This is a genomic window from Streptomyces spinoverrucosus, assembly GCF_006539505.1.
Lineage (GTDB): Bacteria > Actinomycetota > Actinomycetes > Streptomycetales > Streptomycetaceae > Streptomyces > Streptomyces spinoverrucosus.
In genome coordinates, this window is sequence record NZ_BJND01000046.1 from 24,274 (window position 1) to 41,368 (window position 17,095).

Annotated in this window: 13 protein-coding genes; 11 read left to right on the forward strand and 2 right to left on the reverse strand. The window is 73.5% G+C overall.

Annotation, left to right across the window (positions count from 1 at the left end):
- The first annotated feature begins 169 nt into the window (after positions 1–169).
- From SSP24_RS28485 to SSP24_RS28510, 6 genes are all read left to right on the forward strand, one after another.
- A complete protein-coding gene (locus SSP24_RS28485) occupies positions 170–1,420 on the forward strand; it encodes a sulfate adenylyltransferase subunit 1 (protein ID WP_141312617.1) in 1,251 nt (416 codons plus the stop codon).
- Positions 1,407–2,555: an ABC transporter substrate-binding protein gene (locus SSP24_RS28490; RefSeq protein WP_141312578.1), complete on the forward strand. Its 1,149-nt coding sequence runs from the start codon at positions 1,407–1,409 to the stop codon at positions 2,553–2,555. The genes SSP24_RS28485 and SSP24_RS28490 overlap by 14 nt, the downstream gene beginning before the upstream one ends.
- 19 nt (positions 2,556–2,574) lie before the next feature.
- Complete coding sequence (locus tag SSP24_RS28495; RefSeq protein ID WP_141312579.1) at positions 2,575–3,363, forward strand: ABC transporter ATP-binding protein; 789 nt, start codon at positions 2,575–2,577, stop codon at positions 3,361–3,363.
- Positions 3,350–4,246: an ABC transporter permease gene (locus tag SSP24_RS28500; protein ID WP_141312580.1), complete on the forward strand. Its 897-nt coding sequence runs from the start codon at positions 3,350–3,352 to the stop codon at positions 4,244–4,246. The genes SSP24_RS28495 and SSP24_RS28500 overlap by 14 nt, the downstream gene beginning before the upstream one ends.
- 60 nt (positions 4,247–4,306) lie before the next feature.
- Entirely contained in the window at positions 4,307–5,578 is a 1,272-nt protein-coding gene (locus tag SSP24_RS28505) for a PucR family transcriptional regulator (RefSeq protein ID WP_141312581.1), read from the forward strand.
- Positions 5,579–5,899: 321 nt separating this feature from the next.
- Positions 5,900–7,012, forward strand: coding sequence for an MBL fold metallo-hydrolase (locus SSP24_RS28510; RefSeq protein ID WP_141312582.1), 1,113 nt, complete (start codon positions 5,900–5,902; stop codon positions 7,010–7,012).
- Positions 7,013–7,075: 63 nt separating this feature from the next.
- Here the strand turns inward: SSP24_RS28510 and SSP24_RS28515 are convergent, their stop codons facing one another.
- Positions 7,076–8,380 carry a PucR family transcriptional regulator gene (locus SSP24_RS28515; protein ID WP_141312583.1) on the reverse strand — a complete coding sequence of 435 codons (1,305 nt, stop codon included), beginning with the start codon at positions 8,378–8,380 and terminating at the stop codon, positions 7,076–7,078.
- A gap of 3 nt (positions 8,381–8,383) precedes the next feature.
- Entirely contained in the window at positions 8,384–8,536 is a 153-nt protein-coding gene (locus SSP24_RS43060; protein ID WP_167529734.1) for a hypothetical protein, read from the reverse strand.
- A 308-nt stretch (positions 8,537–8,844) separates the two neighbouring features.
- On the opposite strand from SSP24_RS43060, the gene SSP24_RS28520 reads away from it, so the two are divergent.
- From SSP24_RS28520 to SSP24_RS28540, 5 genes are read left to right on the forward strand one after another with little or no spacing between them, the layout of a single operon-like run.
- The gene (locus SSP24_RS28520; RefSeq protein WP_141312584.1) at positions 8,845–9,996 is read left to right on the forward strand and encodes a glycosyltransferase family 4 protein; all 1,152 of its coding nucleotides are present in this window, start codon (positions 8,845–8,847) and stop codon (positions 9,994–9,996) included.
- Positions 9,997–10,001: 5 nt separating this feature from the next.
- Positions 10,002–10,823, forward strand: coding sequence for a class I SAM-dependent methyltransferase (locus SSP24_RS28525; RefSeq protein ID WP_141312585.1), 822 nt, complete (start codon positions 10,002–10,004; stop codon positions 10,821–10,823).
- Positions 10,820–15,091: an alpha-(1->3)-arabinofuranosyltransferase domain-containing protein gene (locus SSP24_RS28530; protein WP_141312586.1), complete on the forward strand. Its 4,272-nt coding sequence runs from the start codon at positions 10,820–10,822 to the stop codon at positions 15,089–15,091. Before SSP24_RS28525 ends, SSP24_RS28530 begins: the two co-directional genes overlap by 4 nt.
- A complete protein-coding gene (locus tag SSP24_RS28535; RefSeq protein WP_141312587.1) occupies positions 15,088–16,371 on the forward strand; it encodes a condensation protein in 1,284 nt (427 codons plus the stop codon). Before SSP24_RS28530 ends, SSP24_RS28535 begins: the two co-directional genes overlap by 4 nt.
- The gene (locus SSP24_RS28540) at positions 16,368–17,090 is read left to right on the forward strand and encodes a class I SAM-dependent methyltransferase (RefSeq protein ID WP_141312588.1); all 723 of its coding nucleotides are present in this window, start codon (positions 16,368–16,370) and stop codon (positions 17,088–17,090) included. Before SSP24_RS28535 ends, SSP24_RS28540 begins: the two co-directional genes overlap by 4 nt.
- Positions 17,091–17,095 lie beyond the last annotated feature (5 nt).

A 17,095-nucleotide genomic window follows, 5' to 3' on the forward strand; every position in this document is an offset into this window, starting at 1 on the left:
GATGACCGCCGACCTGACGACTTTCGCCGACCTGACGGCTTTCGGCCACCCCCACCATGTCACCCACCCCCCGCATGTCACCGCCGCCCTGATGATGCGCGGCATCTTCCAGGAGGCCCGGTCCCGGCTGACCGTCGGGACCGGCGCACAGGAGGGACACGTGAATCCCATGCCCACCCAGCCCCTTGAGGCCCCGGCGGCCGAGGCGGACCTGCTCCGCTGGGCCACCGCCGGCTCGGTGGACGACGGCAAGTCCACCCTCGTGGGACGGCTGCTGCACGACTCCAAGTCGGTCCTCGCCGACCAGCTGGAGGCCGTGGCCCGCGCGTCCTCCGGGGAGGGACCCGACCTGGCCCTGCTCACCGACGGGCTGCGCGCCGAGCGCGAGCAGGGCATCACCATCGACGTGGCGTACCGCTACTTCGCCACCCCGCGCAGGCGGTTCATCCTCGCCGACACCCCGGGGCATGTGCAGTACACCCGGAACATGGTCACCGGCGCCTCCACCGCCGCCCTCACCGTGATCCTCGTCGACGCCCGCAAGGGCGTGGTCGAGCAGACCCGGCGGCACGCGGCGGTGGCGGCGCTGCTGCGGGTGCCGCACGTGGTGCTCGCCGTCAACAAGATGGACCTCGTCGGCTACGAGCAGTCCGTCTTCGCCCGGATCGCCGGGGAGTTCACGCACCTCGCGACCGGGCTCGGCATCCCCGAGGTCACCGCGATCCCGATCTCCGCGCTGGCCGGGGACAACGTCGTCGAGCCGTCCACGCGCATGGACTGGTACGGCGGCCCTACCGTCCTGGCTCACCTGGAGACCGTGCCGGTCACCGAGGAGGCCGCGGACGCACCCGCCCGCTTCCCGGTCCAGTACGTCATCCGCTCCGGTGACAAGCGCCTGTACGCTGGTCAGCTCGCGACCGGTGAACTGCGGGTCGGCGACCGGGTCACCGTGCTGCCGTCCGGGCGGACCACCACCGTCACCGGCGTGGACGTCCTGGGCGCCCCGGCGGAGCTGGTGCGCTCCCAGCAGTCGGGCGCGCTGCGCCTCGCCGACGACCTGGACGTCTCGCGCGGGGACCTGATCGTCCCGGCGGTCGCCCTGCCGGAGGTGTCCCGGGATGTCGAGGCGGCGGTGTGCCATCTGCACGAACGCCCGCTACGGCCCGGGGACCACGTGCTGCTGCGGCACACCACGCGGACCGTGCGCGCGGTGGTCCGGCGGATCGCGGGTGCAGGGCGGCTGGACCTCAACGAGATCGGTCAGGTGGCGCTGCGCACCGCCGAGCGGCTGGCGTTCGACCGCTACGAGGACAGCCGCCGCACCGGCTCCTTCGTGCTGATCGACCCGGCCGACGGGGCCACACTGACCGCGGGCATGGTCGGCGCCACCGCTCCGGGGACCCCCGATGCCGCTGCCTGAGCGCCGCCGCACGTCCCGCCGCTCCCGGCGTCCGCTCCGCGCGGCCCTGGCGCTGCTGCTCCTGCTGCTCATGGGCGTGGCGGGCTGCGGCTACGGGTCCCGGGCGCCGGGCGCGGCGGCCGTCCCGGCCGTCGGTACGGGTCCGCCGCTGTCGGCGGAGTCGGTCTCCGTCGGCTACTTCGCGGGCGTCACCCATGCCACCCCGCTGGCCGCCGTCCAGGAGGGCTACTTCACCCGCGAGCTGGGCGGCACCCGGCTGCGCACCCAGGTGTTCAACGGCGGCCCGTCGGCGCTGGAGGCGCTCAACGCGGGCGCGGTGGACATCGCGTGGATGGGCCCGTCGCCCGCGATCAACGGCTTCCTGCGCTCCGGTGGCCGTGGCCTGAGGATCGTCTCGGGTGCCGCCTCGGGCGGGGTCGCGCTGGTCGTCGACGCGGACACCGAGGTGCGCGGCACGGACGTCCGGGGGCTGCGGATCGCGACGCCCGAGGCGGGCGGCACGCAGGACGTGGCGCTGCTGCACTGGATCCGGCAGCAGGGCTGGCAGGTCGACCCGCGCACCGGACGCGGTGACGTGACGGTCGTACGGCAGTCCGTCAAGGAGATCCCGACCAGCTTCCGGCGCGGCGCGATCGACGGGGCGTGGGTGCCGGAGCCGGTGGCGGCGCAGCTCGTCGCGTCCGGTGGGCGGGTGCTGCTCGACGAGGCGGATCTGTGGGACGGCGGCGCGTTCGTCACCACGCTCGTGGTGGTCGACCCGTCGTTCCTGAAGGACCATCCGGACGTCGTCGAGGCCGTGCTGCGGGGGGCGGCGCGCACCAACGCGTGGCTGCAGAACCGGCCCGCCGAGGGACGGGCGGCCGTCAACCGGGCCATCGAGACGCTCACCGGCCGCCCACTGCCGGACCGGGTGCTCGACGCGGCCTGGCCGCACGTCCGCCTCACCGCCGATCCGCTCGCCGCGACCCTCGCCGAGGAGGCCGAACGGGCCGAGCGGCTCGGGCTGCTCGGCGGCAGCCGCAACGCCCTGGACGGAATCCTCGATCTGCGCCCCCTCAACCGGGTCCTCGCCCAGCGGGGCGAGGAGGCCGTGGACGACGCGGGGCTCGGTGTCGTGGCCACCCCGACTCCCTGAACCCAAAGGATTTGATCTCATGTCAGAAACGGTGCTGCGGGTAGGCGCACCGGCCCGCCCCGTCCTAGTGGCCGAGGCGGAGCGTCCCGCCGTACGCCTCACCCATGTCTCCAAGTGGTTCGACACCGCCGGGCGCCGCCAGACGGTCCTCGACGACATCGGGCTGACCGTCGGCCGCGGCGAGTTCGTCTGTGTGCTGGGCGCCTCCGGCTGCGGCAAGTCCACGCTGCTCAACCTGGTCGCGGGCCTGGACCGGCCGTCCACGGGCGCCATCGACGTGCCCGGCGGTCGGCGGCCGGCGCTGATGTTCCAGGACCACGCCCTGTTCCCCTGGCTCACCGCCGGGCGGAACGTGGAACTCGCCCTGCGGCTGCGCGGGGTGCCCCGGCGCGAGCGGCCCGAACGGGCGCGGCGGCTGCTCGACCTGGTCCGGCTGAAGGACGCGTACGGCAAGCGGATCCACGAGTTGTCCGGCGGGATGCGCCAGCGGGTCGCGCTGGCGCGCGCGCTCGCCCAGGACGCGGACGTGCTGCTGATGGACGAGCCGTTCGCCGCGCTGGACGCCATCACCCGCGATGTGCTGCACGAGGAACTCGCCCGGATCTGGGCCGAGAACAACCTCACCGTCCTGTTCGTCACCCACAACGTCCGTGAGGCGGTGCGGCTCGGGCAGCGGGTGGTGCTGCTGTCCTCCCGGCCGGGCCGGATCGCCCGCGAGTGGGCCGCCACCGGCACCCCGGAGGCCGCCCTGACGGCCCGGGTCACCGACGCGTTACGGGAGGAGATACGCCGCCATGGCCGCCGGTGAGACGGTCGCGCCCCGCGAGGTGCGGGAGACGGCGGCCGTCGAGGCGGGCCTGGACGCGCTGGACAGCGCACCCGCCGGGACCGCCCGGAGGCCCGTCGGACGGCTGCTGCGACAGCGGCTGCTGCCGCCCGTGGTGGCCGTCGTCCTGGTCCTGCTCGCCTGGCAGGCCGCGTACGAGGCCGAGCTCAAGCCGGACTATCTGCTGCCCTCGCCCGCCGACGTGGGGCGGGCGCTGTCGGACCAGTGGTACGAGGGGACGCTGTTCTCGACGGTGTGGACCAGCATGGAGCGCGGCGCGCTCGGTTTCGCCGCGGCCGTGCTCCTCGGGACCGCGCTGGGGCTGCTGCTCAGTGCGGTACGGCCACTGCGGGTCGCCGTCGGGCCGGTGCTGTCCGGGTTGCAGTCGCTGCCGTCGGTGGCGTGGGTGCCGGCGGCGGTGGTGTGGTTCGGGCTGACCGACGCCACGATCTACGCGGTGATCCTGCTCGGGGCCGTGCCGTCCGTCGCGAACGGGTTGCTGTCCGGGGTCGACCAGGTGCCGCCGCTGTATCTGCGGGCCGGTCGGGTACTGGGCGCCACCGGGGCCGCCCGGGTGCGGTACGTACTGCTGCCGGCCGCGCTGCCCGGCTATCTGACCGGCCTCAAACAGGGCTGGGCGTTCGCCTGGCGGTCCCTGATGGCGGCCGAACTGATCGCCAGCTCCCCGGAATTGGGGCTCGGCCTCGGCCAGCTGCTGGAGAACGCCCGCTCCTACCAGGACATGGCACTGGTGCTGGCCACCATCGGGGAGATCCTCGTCGTGGGCATCGCGGTGGACCTGCTGCTGTTCGCTCCACTGGAGCGGCGGGTGTTGCGGTCGCGGGGGCTGGCGGGGGCGCGGTGAGGGGGTGGCGGAGTGGGTCAGGAAGGCGCCGGGGTGGGGCGTATCTGCTGTACTGGCTGGGTGAGTGTGTCGTCGTGGCTGTTGCGGCTGGCGCCCTCGGTGGCGGCGCCGGTGGCGGTGTGCTCGGACGAGACCCTGGCCGCGGCGCGCGGGCCGCTGGGGTCGGGGCCGGTCGGCTGGGGCGTCGAGGTCGCCCGGGACATGGCGGCGCACATCGTGCGGCACGTGCCCGAGCACGGCGGGCCCGGCGCGTATCCGCCGTTCCACCGGGCGGTGGAGGCGACGGTGCTGCAGGCGCTGCGCGGGCTGCTCACCGAACCGGAGCCGAAGGGCTCGCTGGTGGTGCCCGAGGCGATGGCGAGCAACGCCGAACTGGCCCGTCGTAACGTGCCGTTGGAGCGCGTGCTGCGCGGGGTGCGGCTCGGGCACGCGTATCTGCACGGGCGGCTGATGGAGGCGCTCGACAAGGAGCCGGACGACGTCCGGATCCAGGAGAGCCACCGGGTCAGCGAGCTGCTGTTCGTCTACGCCGATGTGCAGGCCAGCCGGCTCGCGGAGGAGTACGTCGCCGAACGGGACCGCTGGCGGCGCGGCCGGGAGGCGGCACGCCGCCGGATCGTGGACGACCTGCTGGCCGGGCGGGCGGTCGGCGGCGCGGTCGCGCTCCGCACGCTCGGCTACGAACTGGCCCGCCATCACGTGGCGTTCATCGTCACGTCCGGTTCACCCGACACGTCCGTGGAGGAACTGCGGGCGCTGGCCGGGGAGCTGAGCCGGGCGGCCGGGGCGGAGAACCTGCTCAGCGTGGCGGCGGGCAGCGCCGAGCTGTGGGCGTGGGCGTGCTGGCCGACCGAGCCCCCGAGGGATGCGCTCGCCTGCCTGCCTCGGCTGGTCCCCGAGCGCCGTCCGCTTCTGGCCGCTCTGGGCCCGGTGGGGTACGGCGCGGAAGGCTTCCGGCGCAGTCACCGCGGGGCCCGCGAGGCGCGGCGCGTGGCCCACTTCGGCCACACCGGATGGCTGTGCGACTACGCCGAGGTGAGTACGGCGGCTCTGCTCACCGCCGATGTGGAGCACGCCCGGTGGTTTGCGGCGCGGGTGCTCGGGGGGCTGGGCGCCGACGATCCGCGGGTGCGGGAGCTGCGGGAGACGCTGCGGGTGTATCTGGCGGAGGGGCGCAGCCCGCAGGGGGCGGCCGAGCGGCTGTTCGTGGCGCGGAACACGGTGACGTATCGGGTGCGGCGGGCGGTGGAGCTGCTGGGGCGGCCGTTGGAGCAGGACGCGCTGGAGCTGCGGATGGCCTTGGAGATCGTGCGGTTGCTGGGGCCGGGGTAGGGAGCGACTCGCTGCAAGTGCCGGGCCATGTAGTCGATCGGGTGCGGCAGCGTCGTGGTTGATCGCGCCCACGCGGCGGAGCCGCATATCGATACAGCCCCGTGCCCCTTTTGGGGCGTTGCATGAGGCGCGTGTCCCAAAAGTGCGGCGGAGTTTGGGGCGCCGTACCAAAGCCCGGAGGGGCTTGCGGTCGTTGACTGCTTGACGAGGTCGAACTCCCGGGGCCCGGTGGGGCAACGGGAGAACAACAGCACCCGACTTCGCATCCCCCAGTGCGTACCCGCAGCCCCGTACACCTCCTCAGCCTCCCCGGGATCCGCCATGCCCAACTTCCCCGCGCCCACCCGCCGCACCCTCCTGCGTACCGCCGCCGTCGCCTCCGGTGTCGGTGCGGTCGCCGCGCTTCCCCTGCGCCCCACCCCGGCGGTCGCCGTACCGCACCAGGGCACCCAGCTCGTGCTGCTCGGCACCAGCGGCGGGCCCGTCCCCATGCACGGGCGGGCCGGAATCTGTTCCGCGCTGGTCGTCCACGGGCGGGTGTATCTCGTGGACTGCGGGCCGGGCACGTTCGGCCGGTACGCGGAGGCCTGGCTGACGGCCGAGCAGCTCACGGCGGTGTTCGTCACGCATCTGCACTCGGACCACCTGTCGGACCTGTACCCGCTGCTGTGGTTGCGGTTCGGGGGTTTCCAGCCGCTGGGCGGGCCCGTGCACATCTATGGCCCCGGTTCCGCCGGTACGCTCCCCGCCGTCCACCCCGCCGGGCGCAGCGTCCGTACCGTGTGCCCGTCCGAACCCGCCCCCGGCACCAAGGACCTGATCGCCGGTCACCTCGCCGCGACCGCCTACGACATCAACGTCCGGATGCGCAGCGAGGGCTGGCCGGACATCCGTGAGCTGATCGTGCCGCACGACATCCGGTTCCGCCCGCCCAAGGGCGCCGGGCCGCGGAAGCTGATGGCGCCGCCGATGGAGCCGTTCGAGGTGATGCGGGACGAGCGGGTGCGGGTCACGGCGGTGCTGGTGGAGCATCCGCCGGTCTACCCGTCCTTCGCGTACCGCTTCGACACCGCTGACGGGTCGGTCGTGTTCAGCGGCGACACCGCGCCGTGCGGAAACGTGGCCCGGCTGGCGCGCGGTGCGGACGTCCTGGTGCACGAGGTGATGGACCTGGACACCCTCGCCCTCGGCGGGCTGAAACCGGCCCAGCGGCGGCACATGGAGATCAGCCACACCGACGCCACCCGGCTCGGCCCACTCGCCGAACGCGCCGGCGTACCCACGCTGGTCCTGAGCCACCTGGTCCCCGGCGCCACCAACATCGTCCCGAACGCCACGTGGCACGCCAAGGCGAGCCGGGGCTACTCGGGGCGCGTGGTCGTCGGCCACGACCTGGCCCGCCTGCCGGTCGGCTCCGCCGCTCGACGGGATTAGCGCATGTCGTTCGCGCGGCGGCCCGGGTTAACGCCTACTGGATCACGCCGCCACCCGCCGGGATCAACGCCCACCGTTCGCGCCGCCCCGGCCGATCCCGCCGCCCCGGCCGATCTCCCCGCGCAGGCGCTGGGCGCGCAGGACCAGTTCCAGTTCGAAGCGGCGGTCGGGGTTGTCGATCTCGTCGCCCCACAGCTCCCGTATCTGGCGTAACCGGTACCGGACGGTCTGAGGATGCACACCGAGCCGCGCCGCCACCTCCGGCGCCCCGCCCCGCGTCTCCAGCCAGGCCAGCAGGGTCTCCGCGAGCCGCCGGGCGTGGGCGGGACCGCAGTGTGCGAGCGGGGCGAGGCAGCGCAGGGCCAGGTCGTCGAGGAGTTCCTCGGGCTGGAGCAGGACCAGCGCCTCGGTGTGCTCGGTGCAGAACAGCACCTCCCCGGCGGGCAGCAGCCGCCGCTCCATCAGGCGTACGGCGGCCTCGGCCCAGCGCAGCGACTTCGCGGCGTCGGCCAGCGGCACCGGCGGCCCGATCGCGCCCGCCCAGCCGCCGAGCGCCCGTTGCAGCAGCTCGCCCCGCCCGGCGGCGTCCGGCTCGGGCACGACCATGCGGGGCTGCTCGTACTCCAGGTCGAGCAGCACGCCCTGCCCGACCGCCGGCGCGACCGCCTCCCGCGCCGGGCGCAGCAGCACCCCGACGGCGACCTTCTCGGGCAGCTGCCAGCCGATCCGGGCGGCGCGTTCGGCGAGGGCGTCGGCGGGGTCGCCGCGGTGGCGTTCGGTGAGCAGCAGCTCCATGAGGCGGCGTTGCAGGCGCAGCCGTTCCCCGGCCTGGCGGGCCGCGGCCTCGGCGTAGCCGCGCACGGACTGGTCGACCAGGCCGTCGAGGTACTCGTAGCCCGCGTCGACCAGTTCGTACATCGCGGGCGGCGGGATCTGCACGCGCTGGCCGATGTCGGCGAAACGGCGCCAGGCCAGTCGTACCCCCATCCGGTAGATGGCCTGGAGGGAGTCGAGGGTGCGGCCGTTGTAGCCCTCGCCGCGGCCGAAGTCCTGGAAGACGCCGGGCGGCACGGTGGGGCGGCCCGTCGAGTAGTCGGCGTGCTCCAGGTGCTGCACGAACACCTCGATGGCACGCCGGATGCCGACCAGCGCCATCGGCTCGCCGTTCTCGTCCAGCACGAGCGGCAGCTGCGGGTACTCGCGGCGGATCTCGCGCAGGATCTCCTCGGCCAGCTCGGGCGCCTCGGCCATGGCGATCGCCGCGAACCGGCGCACCTGGAGCCGGGGCACGTCGTGCCAGGCGGAACGGGGCGTACCGGCCGTGCCGGTGCGGGCGGCCGGAGTGACGGTTGCCGGGCGAGCCGTCACCGGTCAGTCCCCCTGACCCGCTTGTTCGTACGTGATCAGTGGGCTGTTTGGCTGCTCGGGGGTGGCTTCGAGCAGTGCGACGATGCCGAGCGCGGCGCCCACGGCGAGGGCGGCCGCGACCACGACGGTCACGGTGGCGGCGATCAGTCTGGACATGCAGGGTCAGCCTCTCTGGTCCAGAGTCCGGAGGTCGTCCCCACCCCGGCATGCCCGCCCTGCCCGTCGGCCCAGTGTCGGTGGGTGTGCGAGTGCCGTCAAGGGCCGGAATCGGACCGACGCTCACGTTGTGACGTGACGTCAGGTACAACAAGCGCCGAAATTGTCATGCCGGTGAGTAGCCGTGACGAACGCCTGGGCGAAAACTGTCCAACCCCACCCCGAGCACAGCCTGTCCACAGCCCCGGCTCAAGAGGTACCCCTTCCCCCACATCGAGTACCGCACCCCGAGACGAGTTGGAGCACCCATGCCCCAGCACGTGCCGCCGCCGCTGCGCACCGCGCTCCCCCGGCCGCAGCAGCACCCCTCGGCGCTTCCCCCAACCCCGCGCCGAATCGTTTTCCTCGCCCACCGGGACCTCGGCAACCCGGCCGCCGGCGGCTCCGAGCTGCTCGTCGACCGGCTGGCCGAGGGCCTGACCCGCCTCGGCCACCAGGTCACCCTGCTGTGCGGCGGCCCCGCGGCCTTCCGCGACTACCGGGTCGTCTCGGCGGGCGGCCCCTACGGCCACTATCTGCGCGCCCGCTCCGCCTTCGCCCGCCAGATCGGCGACTGCGATCTGCTGGTCGAGGTGTGCAACGGCATGCCCTACCTCGCCCCCCTGTGGCATCGCGGCCCCACCCTCTGCCTGGTCAACCACGTCCACTCCGACCTGTGGCGGATGCGGTTCGGCGGGCCGCTCGCGCCCGCCGCCCGGATCGGCCGAAGACTCGAACACTGGGCGCTGACCGGGGCGCAGTCCCGCAGCCTGCTGGTCGCCGTCTCCCCGTCCACCGCGCATGCGCTGCGCGCGCTCGGCGTCGAACGTGAGCGCATCCGGGTCGTCCACAACGGCGTCGAGGAACCCGGGCCGCGCGCCGACCGCTCGGCCGAGCCGTTGTTCGTGGCGGTCGGTCGGCTTGTCGAGTACAAGCGGATCGATCTGCTGCTGCGGTTGTGGGAGCGGGTGCGGCCGGTTACCGGTGGGCGGCTGGTGATCGTGGGGGACGGGCCGGAAAGGGAACGGCTGCGCGGGCTCGCGGGGCCGGACGTGGAGTTCACCGGGCATGTCTCCGAGGCCGAGAAGCACCGTCTGTTGTGTGCGGCGTGGCTGTTGCTGCATCCGTCGGCGGTGGAGGGGTGGGGACTGGTGGTGACTGAGGCTGCCGCCCGTGAGACGCCGACCATTGCTTTTGATGTGCCTGGGCTGCGGGATTCCGTCGTGGACGGGGAGACCGGTGTGCTCGCGCACGGTGAGTCTTCATTTGCTGCCGCCTGGTGCACGTTGGCCCTGTCGGGACTTCGCCGGGAGTTGATGGGCAAGGCTGCGCGGGATCGGGCGGCGCAGTATCGGTGGGACCGGACCGTGAGGCAGTTCCGTGCGGTTGCCTCCGAGGCGGTGAGGGGCTGGGTGCCGTGACGCCTATGCGCCGTGCTGGTGAAGTCGTCCGGCGGCTGCGGGTTCGTTGTGGCTGGTCGCGCAGTTCCCCGCGCCCCTTACCGGCGTCGCCTCGCCGGGGTTTCAAGGATCCGTCTTTTCGGCGTTCCCTTGCCCTCTTCCGGGCGTTCCGCCACGAACAGCACGCCCCGGACGCCTGCTACGCCCTCCTCGCCCGCGACGCCGTCTCCCAAGTCGAGGCCTACGACGGTCCCGTCGCCGGGCGGATCGTTGTCGATGTCGGTGGGGGTAGTGGGCACTTCACCGAGGGGTTTCGGCGGCGTGGTGCGCAGGCCTACCTGTTTGAGCCCGACGTGCGTGAGCTGGGCGAGAAGCCGCCCGATGGCGCCGTGGTCGCCGACGGGTATCTGCTGCCGCTGGCCGACGGGGTGGCCGACGTCACCTTCTCGTCCAATGTGCTGGAGCACGTGGCCGACCCGCAGACGTTTCTCAGTGAGCTGGCGCGTGTGACCCGGCCCGGTGGGCTGATCTACGTGTCGTTCACCAACTGGCTGTCGCCGTGGGGCGGGCACGAGTGGGCCCCGTGGCACTACTTCGGCGCCGAACGGGCCCGCGCCCGCTACCGGCGTCGTACCGGAAAGCCCGCCAAGCACACCCTCGGCGAGAACCTCTTCGCCGTGCACATCGGCCCCACCCTGCGGCAGGTCCGCGCCCGTGACGACGTCACGCTCGTCACGGCGCGGTCCCGCTACTGGCCCTTCCTCCCGGAGGCCGTCGTCAAGGCGCCCGGCATCCGCGAGGTGGCCACCTGGAACCTCCTCCTCATCCTCCGGCGGTGTCCCCCATGACGACCACGGTCCAGGCTCCTCCCCCGGCAGCCGTCCCCACCACCGCGACCACCGCGGGCCCCCCGGAGGGCCCGCGGTCGCGGCGCTGGCTGCTGGGGTTCTGGGCCGTGGTCCTCGTGCTGTTCCTGGTGGTGCGGCCGGGTCGGCAGACCTTCGACACCAAGCTGGGTGTCACGGTGGATCCCGGTCAATTCCTCGCCGACCTGGGGCAGTTGTGGCACGACCGGGGCGGGTTCGGCGGGATCCAGGACCAGTACGTCGGTTATCTGTGGCCGATGCTGCCGTTCCACTGGCTGTGCCGCGCGGTCGACCTGCCGGTGTGGCTGGCGGAGCGCCTGTGGATGTCGCTGGTCGTGTCCGTCGCCTTCTGGGGTGCGCTGCGGTTGGCGGAGCGGCTGCGGATCGGCAGTGGTGCTTCCCGGCTGCTCGCGGCGGTGGCGTACGCGCTGTGGCCGGTGTTCACGATCGTCGTCGGCTCGACGTCGGCCGCCGCGCTGCCCGGCGCCTTCCTGCCGTGGGTGCTGCTGCCGCTGACCGACGAGCGGTACAGCGCCCGTGTGGCCGCGCTGCGGTCGGCGCTGATCATCCCGTTCATGGGCGGCGTGAACGCGGCCTCGACGCTGGCGTCCCTGCTCCCGGTGGGCCTGTATCTGCTGTCCCGCCCGCCGGGTCCCCGGCAGCGGAAGCTGATCGCGTGGTGGGTGCCGGGCGTGATCGTGGCGACCGCCTGGTGGTGGATTCCGCTGCTGCTGCTGGGCGTGTACGGCGAGAACTTCCTTCCGTACATCGAGAGTTCCGCCACGACCACGGCCACCATGTCGGCCACCGAGGCGCTGCGCGGTGCCGGGAACTGGGTGGCGTATCTGCACTTCGGTGAGGCGTGGCTGCCGGCCGGGTGGTCGGTGGTGTCCTCGGTGGTCGTGATCCTCTGCTCGGCGGTCGCCGCCGGGCTGGGGCTGGCCGGGCTGGCCCGGCGGGACATGCCGGAGCGGCGGTGGCTGGTGCTGACCGTGCTGGTGACCGGGCTGGTGCTGCTCGCCGGGTACGGCGGCGCGTTCGGGGCGCCGTTCCACGAGACCGTGCAGGACTGGCTGAACGGCTGGCTGGCCCCGTTCCGGAACATCTACAAGTTCCAGACGGGCCTGGCGCTGGCCCTGGTCCTCGGCCTGGCCCACCTGGTCGCCGTGGCGGCGGAACCGCGCGGGGCCCGGAGGGTACGCGGACGCCGGTACGCCCCGCTGGTCGCGGCGGTGCTGGTGCTGCCGGGGCTGGTGTGGCCGTACGTCAACGGGTCGATCCTCAACCCGGGTTCCTTCCAGGAACTCCCCAAGTACTGGCAGGCCACCGCCGACTGGCTGGAGAAGTACTCCCCCGACTCCCGGGCCCTCGTCGTCCCGGCCACCGCGCACGGCATCTACACCTGGGGCTCGCCCATCGACCAGCCCCTCGACGTCCTCGCCGAGTCCCGCTGGGCCCAGCGCGACTACGTCCCCTTCGGCACGCCCGGCAATCGGCGCGCGATGGACGCGGTGGAGCAGGCCCTGCTGACCGGCGGCGAAGTCCCGGGCCTGGCCGACTACTTGAGCCGCGCGGGCGTCCACTATGTCGTCGTACGCAACGACCTCGACCCCGACCAGATCGGTGCCGTGCCGACCACGATCGTCAAGCGCACGCTGGAGCAGTCCGGCTACCAGCGGGTGACCGGGCTCGGCCCGATCATGACCGGCGGGCGGATCGCGGACGACACCCCGCTCCAGGTCGAGGGCCTCTACCCGCGGCAGCGGGCGGTGGAGGTCTATCGGCCGGGCGGTGAGGGCGTGCCTCGGCCGGGGCAGGCGAGGCTTTACCCGATCGCCGACACCGCCGTCGTCTCCGGCGGCCCCGAATCTCTGCTGCCGCTCGCCTCCGAGCTGCGCGGCCGGGCGACCGTGCTGGCCGGTGACCACCACCCCGGGCTCGGCTCCCCGCAGCTCCAGGTGACCGGCGACGGGCTGCGTCGCGCGGACACGCGGTTCGGGCTCGTCAACGCCAACACCTCGTACACGTACACCCGGGACGAGCACAACGCGCCCGACGCCCACCAGGACGCCGGTGAGCCACCGCACCAGATCCTGCCGGTGACCGGCCTCGACCATCAGACGGTGGCCGAGCTGCGCGGGGCGCGGTCGGTGACGGCGTCCTCGTACGGCAGCTGGTTCTTCCATCTGCCGCAGTTCGACCCGGTCAACGCCTTCGACGGCAATCCGGACACCGTGTGGACGGAGGGGTCGGACGGGTCGCCGAACGGGCAGTGGCTGCGGATCGAGTTCGCGGGCGAGGGCGATGGGGAGTACGACATGCCGTCGTCGTTCAAGGTGACGCCGTTGCCGCAGGAGAGTGTGCGGGCGGCGCCTACGCGGGTGCGGGTGGAGACCGAGCGGGGGGCGGTGACCAGCTTCCTCCAGCCGAACGGTATGACGCAGAGCGTCAAGGCACCGGCGGGCGCGACGGGTTGGATGAAACTGACGATCGTCGACTCGGTGGCCCGCAAGTCCGGGCTGACCGGAGCGGGCTTCGCCGAGATCCAGCTGCCGGACGTGCAGGTGACGCGCATGCTGCGGCTGCCTACGGACGTCTCGCCGGCGGCCTCGGAGATCGTCTCCTTGCACCGCCCCGCCGACCCCACCGGCACCTCCCCGACCGGCACCGAGGCCGGGCTGCACCGCCGCTTCACGACGACCGGGACGGGCACGTACGAGGTGAAGGCGAGCGCGGTGCCGGTGCCGGGTGAGGAACTGGACCGGCTGCTCTACGAGATCGCGCCCGACCAGCGCAGCCGCATCACCGCAACCGCCGACTCCACCGCCCGGCTCGGCGCGGGCCTGTCCGCGCGCAACCTCACCGACGGCGACCTGACCACGGCGTGGATCGCGGGCGACCGGCCCACGATCCATCTGCGCTGGGAGGGCAAGCGGCCGGTGAGCGAGCTGGTGCTGGCGGCGGCGGGCGGCCTGTCCACCCGCCCCACCGAGGTACACATCAGCTCCCCCGACGGCGCGGCGAGCGCGGGCGTCGACGAGAACGGCTGGGTGCGCTTCCCGGCGATCACGACGGACCGCCTGGACATCACAATCACCGAGACGGCCCCGCTCACCCTCCACAACCCGGTCGTCGACGAGGACCTGCAACTGCCGGTGGGCCTGACCGAGGCCTACCTCCCGGCCCTCGACAGCTACCGCACCCCGCAGCCCCGCCCCGACCGGGAGTTCTCGCTGCCGTGCGGTGAGGGGCCGGTGCTGGCGGTGGACGGCGAGCTGTACCGGACGAGTGTGAAGGGCACGGTACGGGACCTGACGGAACGCCGGCCGGTGGAGGTGTCGCTGTGCCCGTCGGACGGTGTGGAACTGTCCGAGGGGGCGCACCGGGTCGAGGCGGGCGACGCCGGTCCGCTGGTCCTGACGGACGTGACGCTGACGCGCGGCACGGTGACGGAGCCGGTGTCCACCGGTCGGGACCTTCGGATACGGGACTGGCTCGGCGACCGCCGCGAAGTGACGGCCGGTTCGGGCGCGGCCTCGTACCTGACGACGTACGAGAACTTCAACGACGGCTGGAAAGCCACGCTGAACGGCGAGGAACTCACACCGGTCCGGCTGGACGGCTGGCAGCAGGGCTGGCGGATCCCGGCCGGGGCGGGCGGCACGATCAAGCTGTCGTACGAGCCGTCGACGACGTACGAGGCCGGGCTGATCGGCAGCGGGGTGGGGCTGGCCGGGCTGGTGGGCCTGGTGCTGTGGCGGCGGCGCGCTCCCAATCCCGACGCTCCGCAGCCGGTGCCCGCGACGCCGGGTCTGTGGCTGGGCACGGTGGCGCTGACGCTGGTCGGCGTGGTGATCGCCGGGTGGTTCGCGCTGCTGGTGCCGGTGCTGGCGGTCCTGGCGTACCGGCGGCACGCGCTGCTGGTGCCGGTCGCGTTCGTGGCGCTGGCGGGAGCGGGCGCGGTGGCGGCGACGGGGGCGGGTGAGCCGGCCGGGGACGGCGGCGGCGCGTTCTCGCACGTGGCCCAACTGCTGGCGTTGATCGGTCTGTTCGCGGCGCTGGTGAGTGTGCGGGAGCGGCGTGCCGAGGGGACCACGGCGGTGCTGCCGCCGGTGGCGGCCCCGAGGCAGCCCCTGCCTCAACGCAGGAGGGGCGCGCAGGACCCGTTCCCGCGCGCGGAGGCCGGACCACCCGTGTCGGCACGCGGTCCCGGCAGCCCGGACCTCAAGGGGGGAGACGGCATCCGATGACCACACTGGACGACGCGACGCACCGCCCGGCGGTACGGATCCCGTTCCCGGTGGTGGACGAGGTGGCCCGCCACTGCCTCCAGGACGAGGAACCGGAGACGGTCCACATCGAGGTCCACCTCCCGGGCCCCCTGGACCCACCGCGCCTCCGCAAGGCCTTCACGGAGGCGTTGCAGCGCCATCCCCGCATCCTGATGCGCGAGGCGCCGGGCCCGTGGTACCGCCGCCGCTACGAGTGGGAACTGACGGAGGAACCGGATGTGGAGGTGGTGACGTTCCCGGCGCCGGGGAGGGATGCACTGAGGGACGCGAGGACGAGGGCCCTGACGGAGGCGCCGCCGCTGTCGCTGTCTCCGCCGGTCCGGTTGGAAGTGGTCAGGACTGCGAACGGCACCGTCCTCTTCCTCACCATCAACCACACCGCCCTCGACGGCCCCGCCTGCCTCCGTGTCCTCGCCACCGCCGCGGAGCTCTACGGCGGCAAGGACAACTCCCCCGCAGCCCCGCCCCTCCGTACGGTCGAGCCCGAACCCCCCGCCGAGGCCGCCCCCTCCAACTGGGCCCCACCGGCCCGAGTAGCCCCCGGCACCCCCGACCCCTCCCCCGGCAACGGCATGCTCGTCGCCGACCTCCCCCTCCCCCACCGCCCCAAAGGCGCCCCCTACACGGTCAACGACCAGCTGATGGTCACCACCGCCCTCACCCTCGCCCACTGGAACCGCGAGCACGGCGTCCGTCCCCGCCCCCTCCGCATCACCATGCCCGTCGACGACCGTCCCCGTGACACGACGATGCCGATCGGCAACGGCACCCGCCTGGTGGAAGTCCCCTTCTCGCCGGACGAGTTGAGCCCACACGACATGCCCGCCCTGATGCGCCGCACGGCACGCCGCACCCGCGCCCTGAAGTCCCTCCCCCGCCCCCAACTCGGCCACGGCGCCGCCCTCCTGACCGCCCCCGTCGTCCCCGTCCCCTGGCGTGCCGCCCTCACCCGCGCCCTCCGCCGGGCCGCCGCCCCCTGGACGTCCACCACGCTCCTCAGCAACATCGGCCGCATCCCGTACCCCCTGGACTTCGGCGAGGAGGCGGGCCGCGCGCACGCGGTCTGGTTCTCGGCCCCCGCCCGTATGCCCCGCGGCCTGACGGTCACCACCGCCTCCACCGCGGGCCGCCTCCACCTGGCCCTGCGCTGGTCCCGCACCCTCCTCGGCCCCGGCGACGGCGCCCACCTACGGGACCTGTTCGAGCACTATCTGCACACGACGGAGGTGACTCGATGACCATCACCGCACCCCCCGGTGGCCTCCGCGACTTCTACGAGAACCCCGCCGTCCCGGTCGCCTCCGGCACCCCCCGCAGCCTCCGCCAGGCCCGCATGCTCGCCACCGCCCTCGGCAAAGGCACCAGCCTGATCCTCGACATCGGCTGCGGCGACGGCACCGCCGCCGCCACCGCCGCCCCGCTCCTGCCCGGTCACCGCATCATCGGCGTCGACTGGTCCCAGGACGCCCTCACCCGCGCCCGCCCCCACCTCGCGTACGCGATCCGCGGCGAACTCACCGACGGCGGCCTGCCGTTCCGCACCGCCGCCGCCGACGCCGTCCTGTTCAGCGAGGTGATCGAGCACCTGGTCGACCCCGACGCGGCCCTCGACGAGCTCCGCCGCGTCCTGCGCCCGGGCGGCCACCTGATGCTCTCCACCCCCAACCTCGCCGCCTGGTACAACCGCGCCCTCCTCCTCGCCGGCGTCCAGCCCGTCTTCTCCGAGGTGAGCCTGCGCGCCATCCACGGCCGCCCCGGCCGGGAGGTCGTGGGGCATCTGCGGCTGTACACGGCCCGCGCGCTGCGGGAGTTCGTCGCGGCGGCCGGTTTCGAGGTCGTACGACTTCAAGGGGCCCCCTTCCACGGCGTACCGCGCCCGCTGCGGGCCCTGGACCGTCTCGCCTGCGCCCGTCCGGCCCTGGCCTCGATCCTGCTGCTGCACGCGCGAAGGACGTAGGCCGT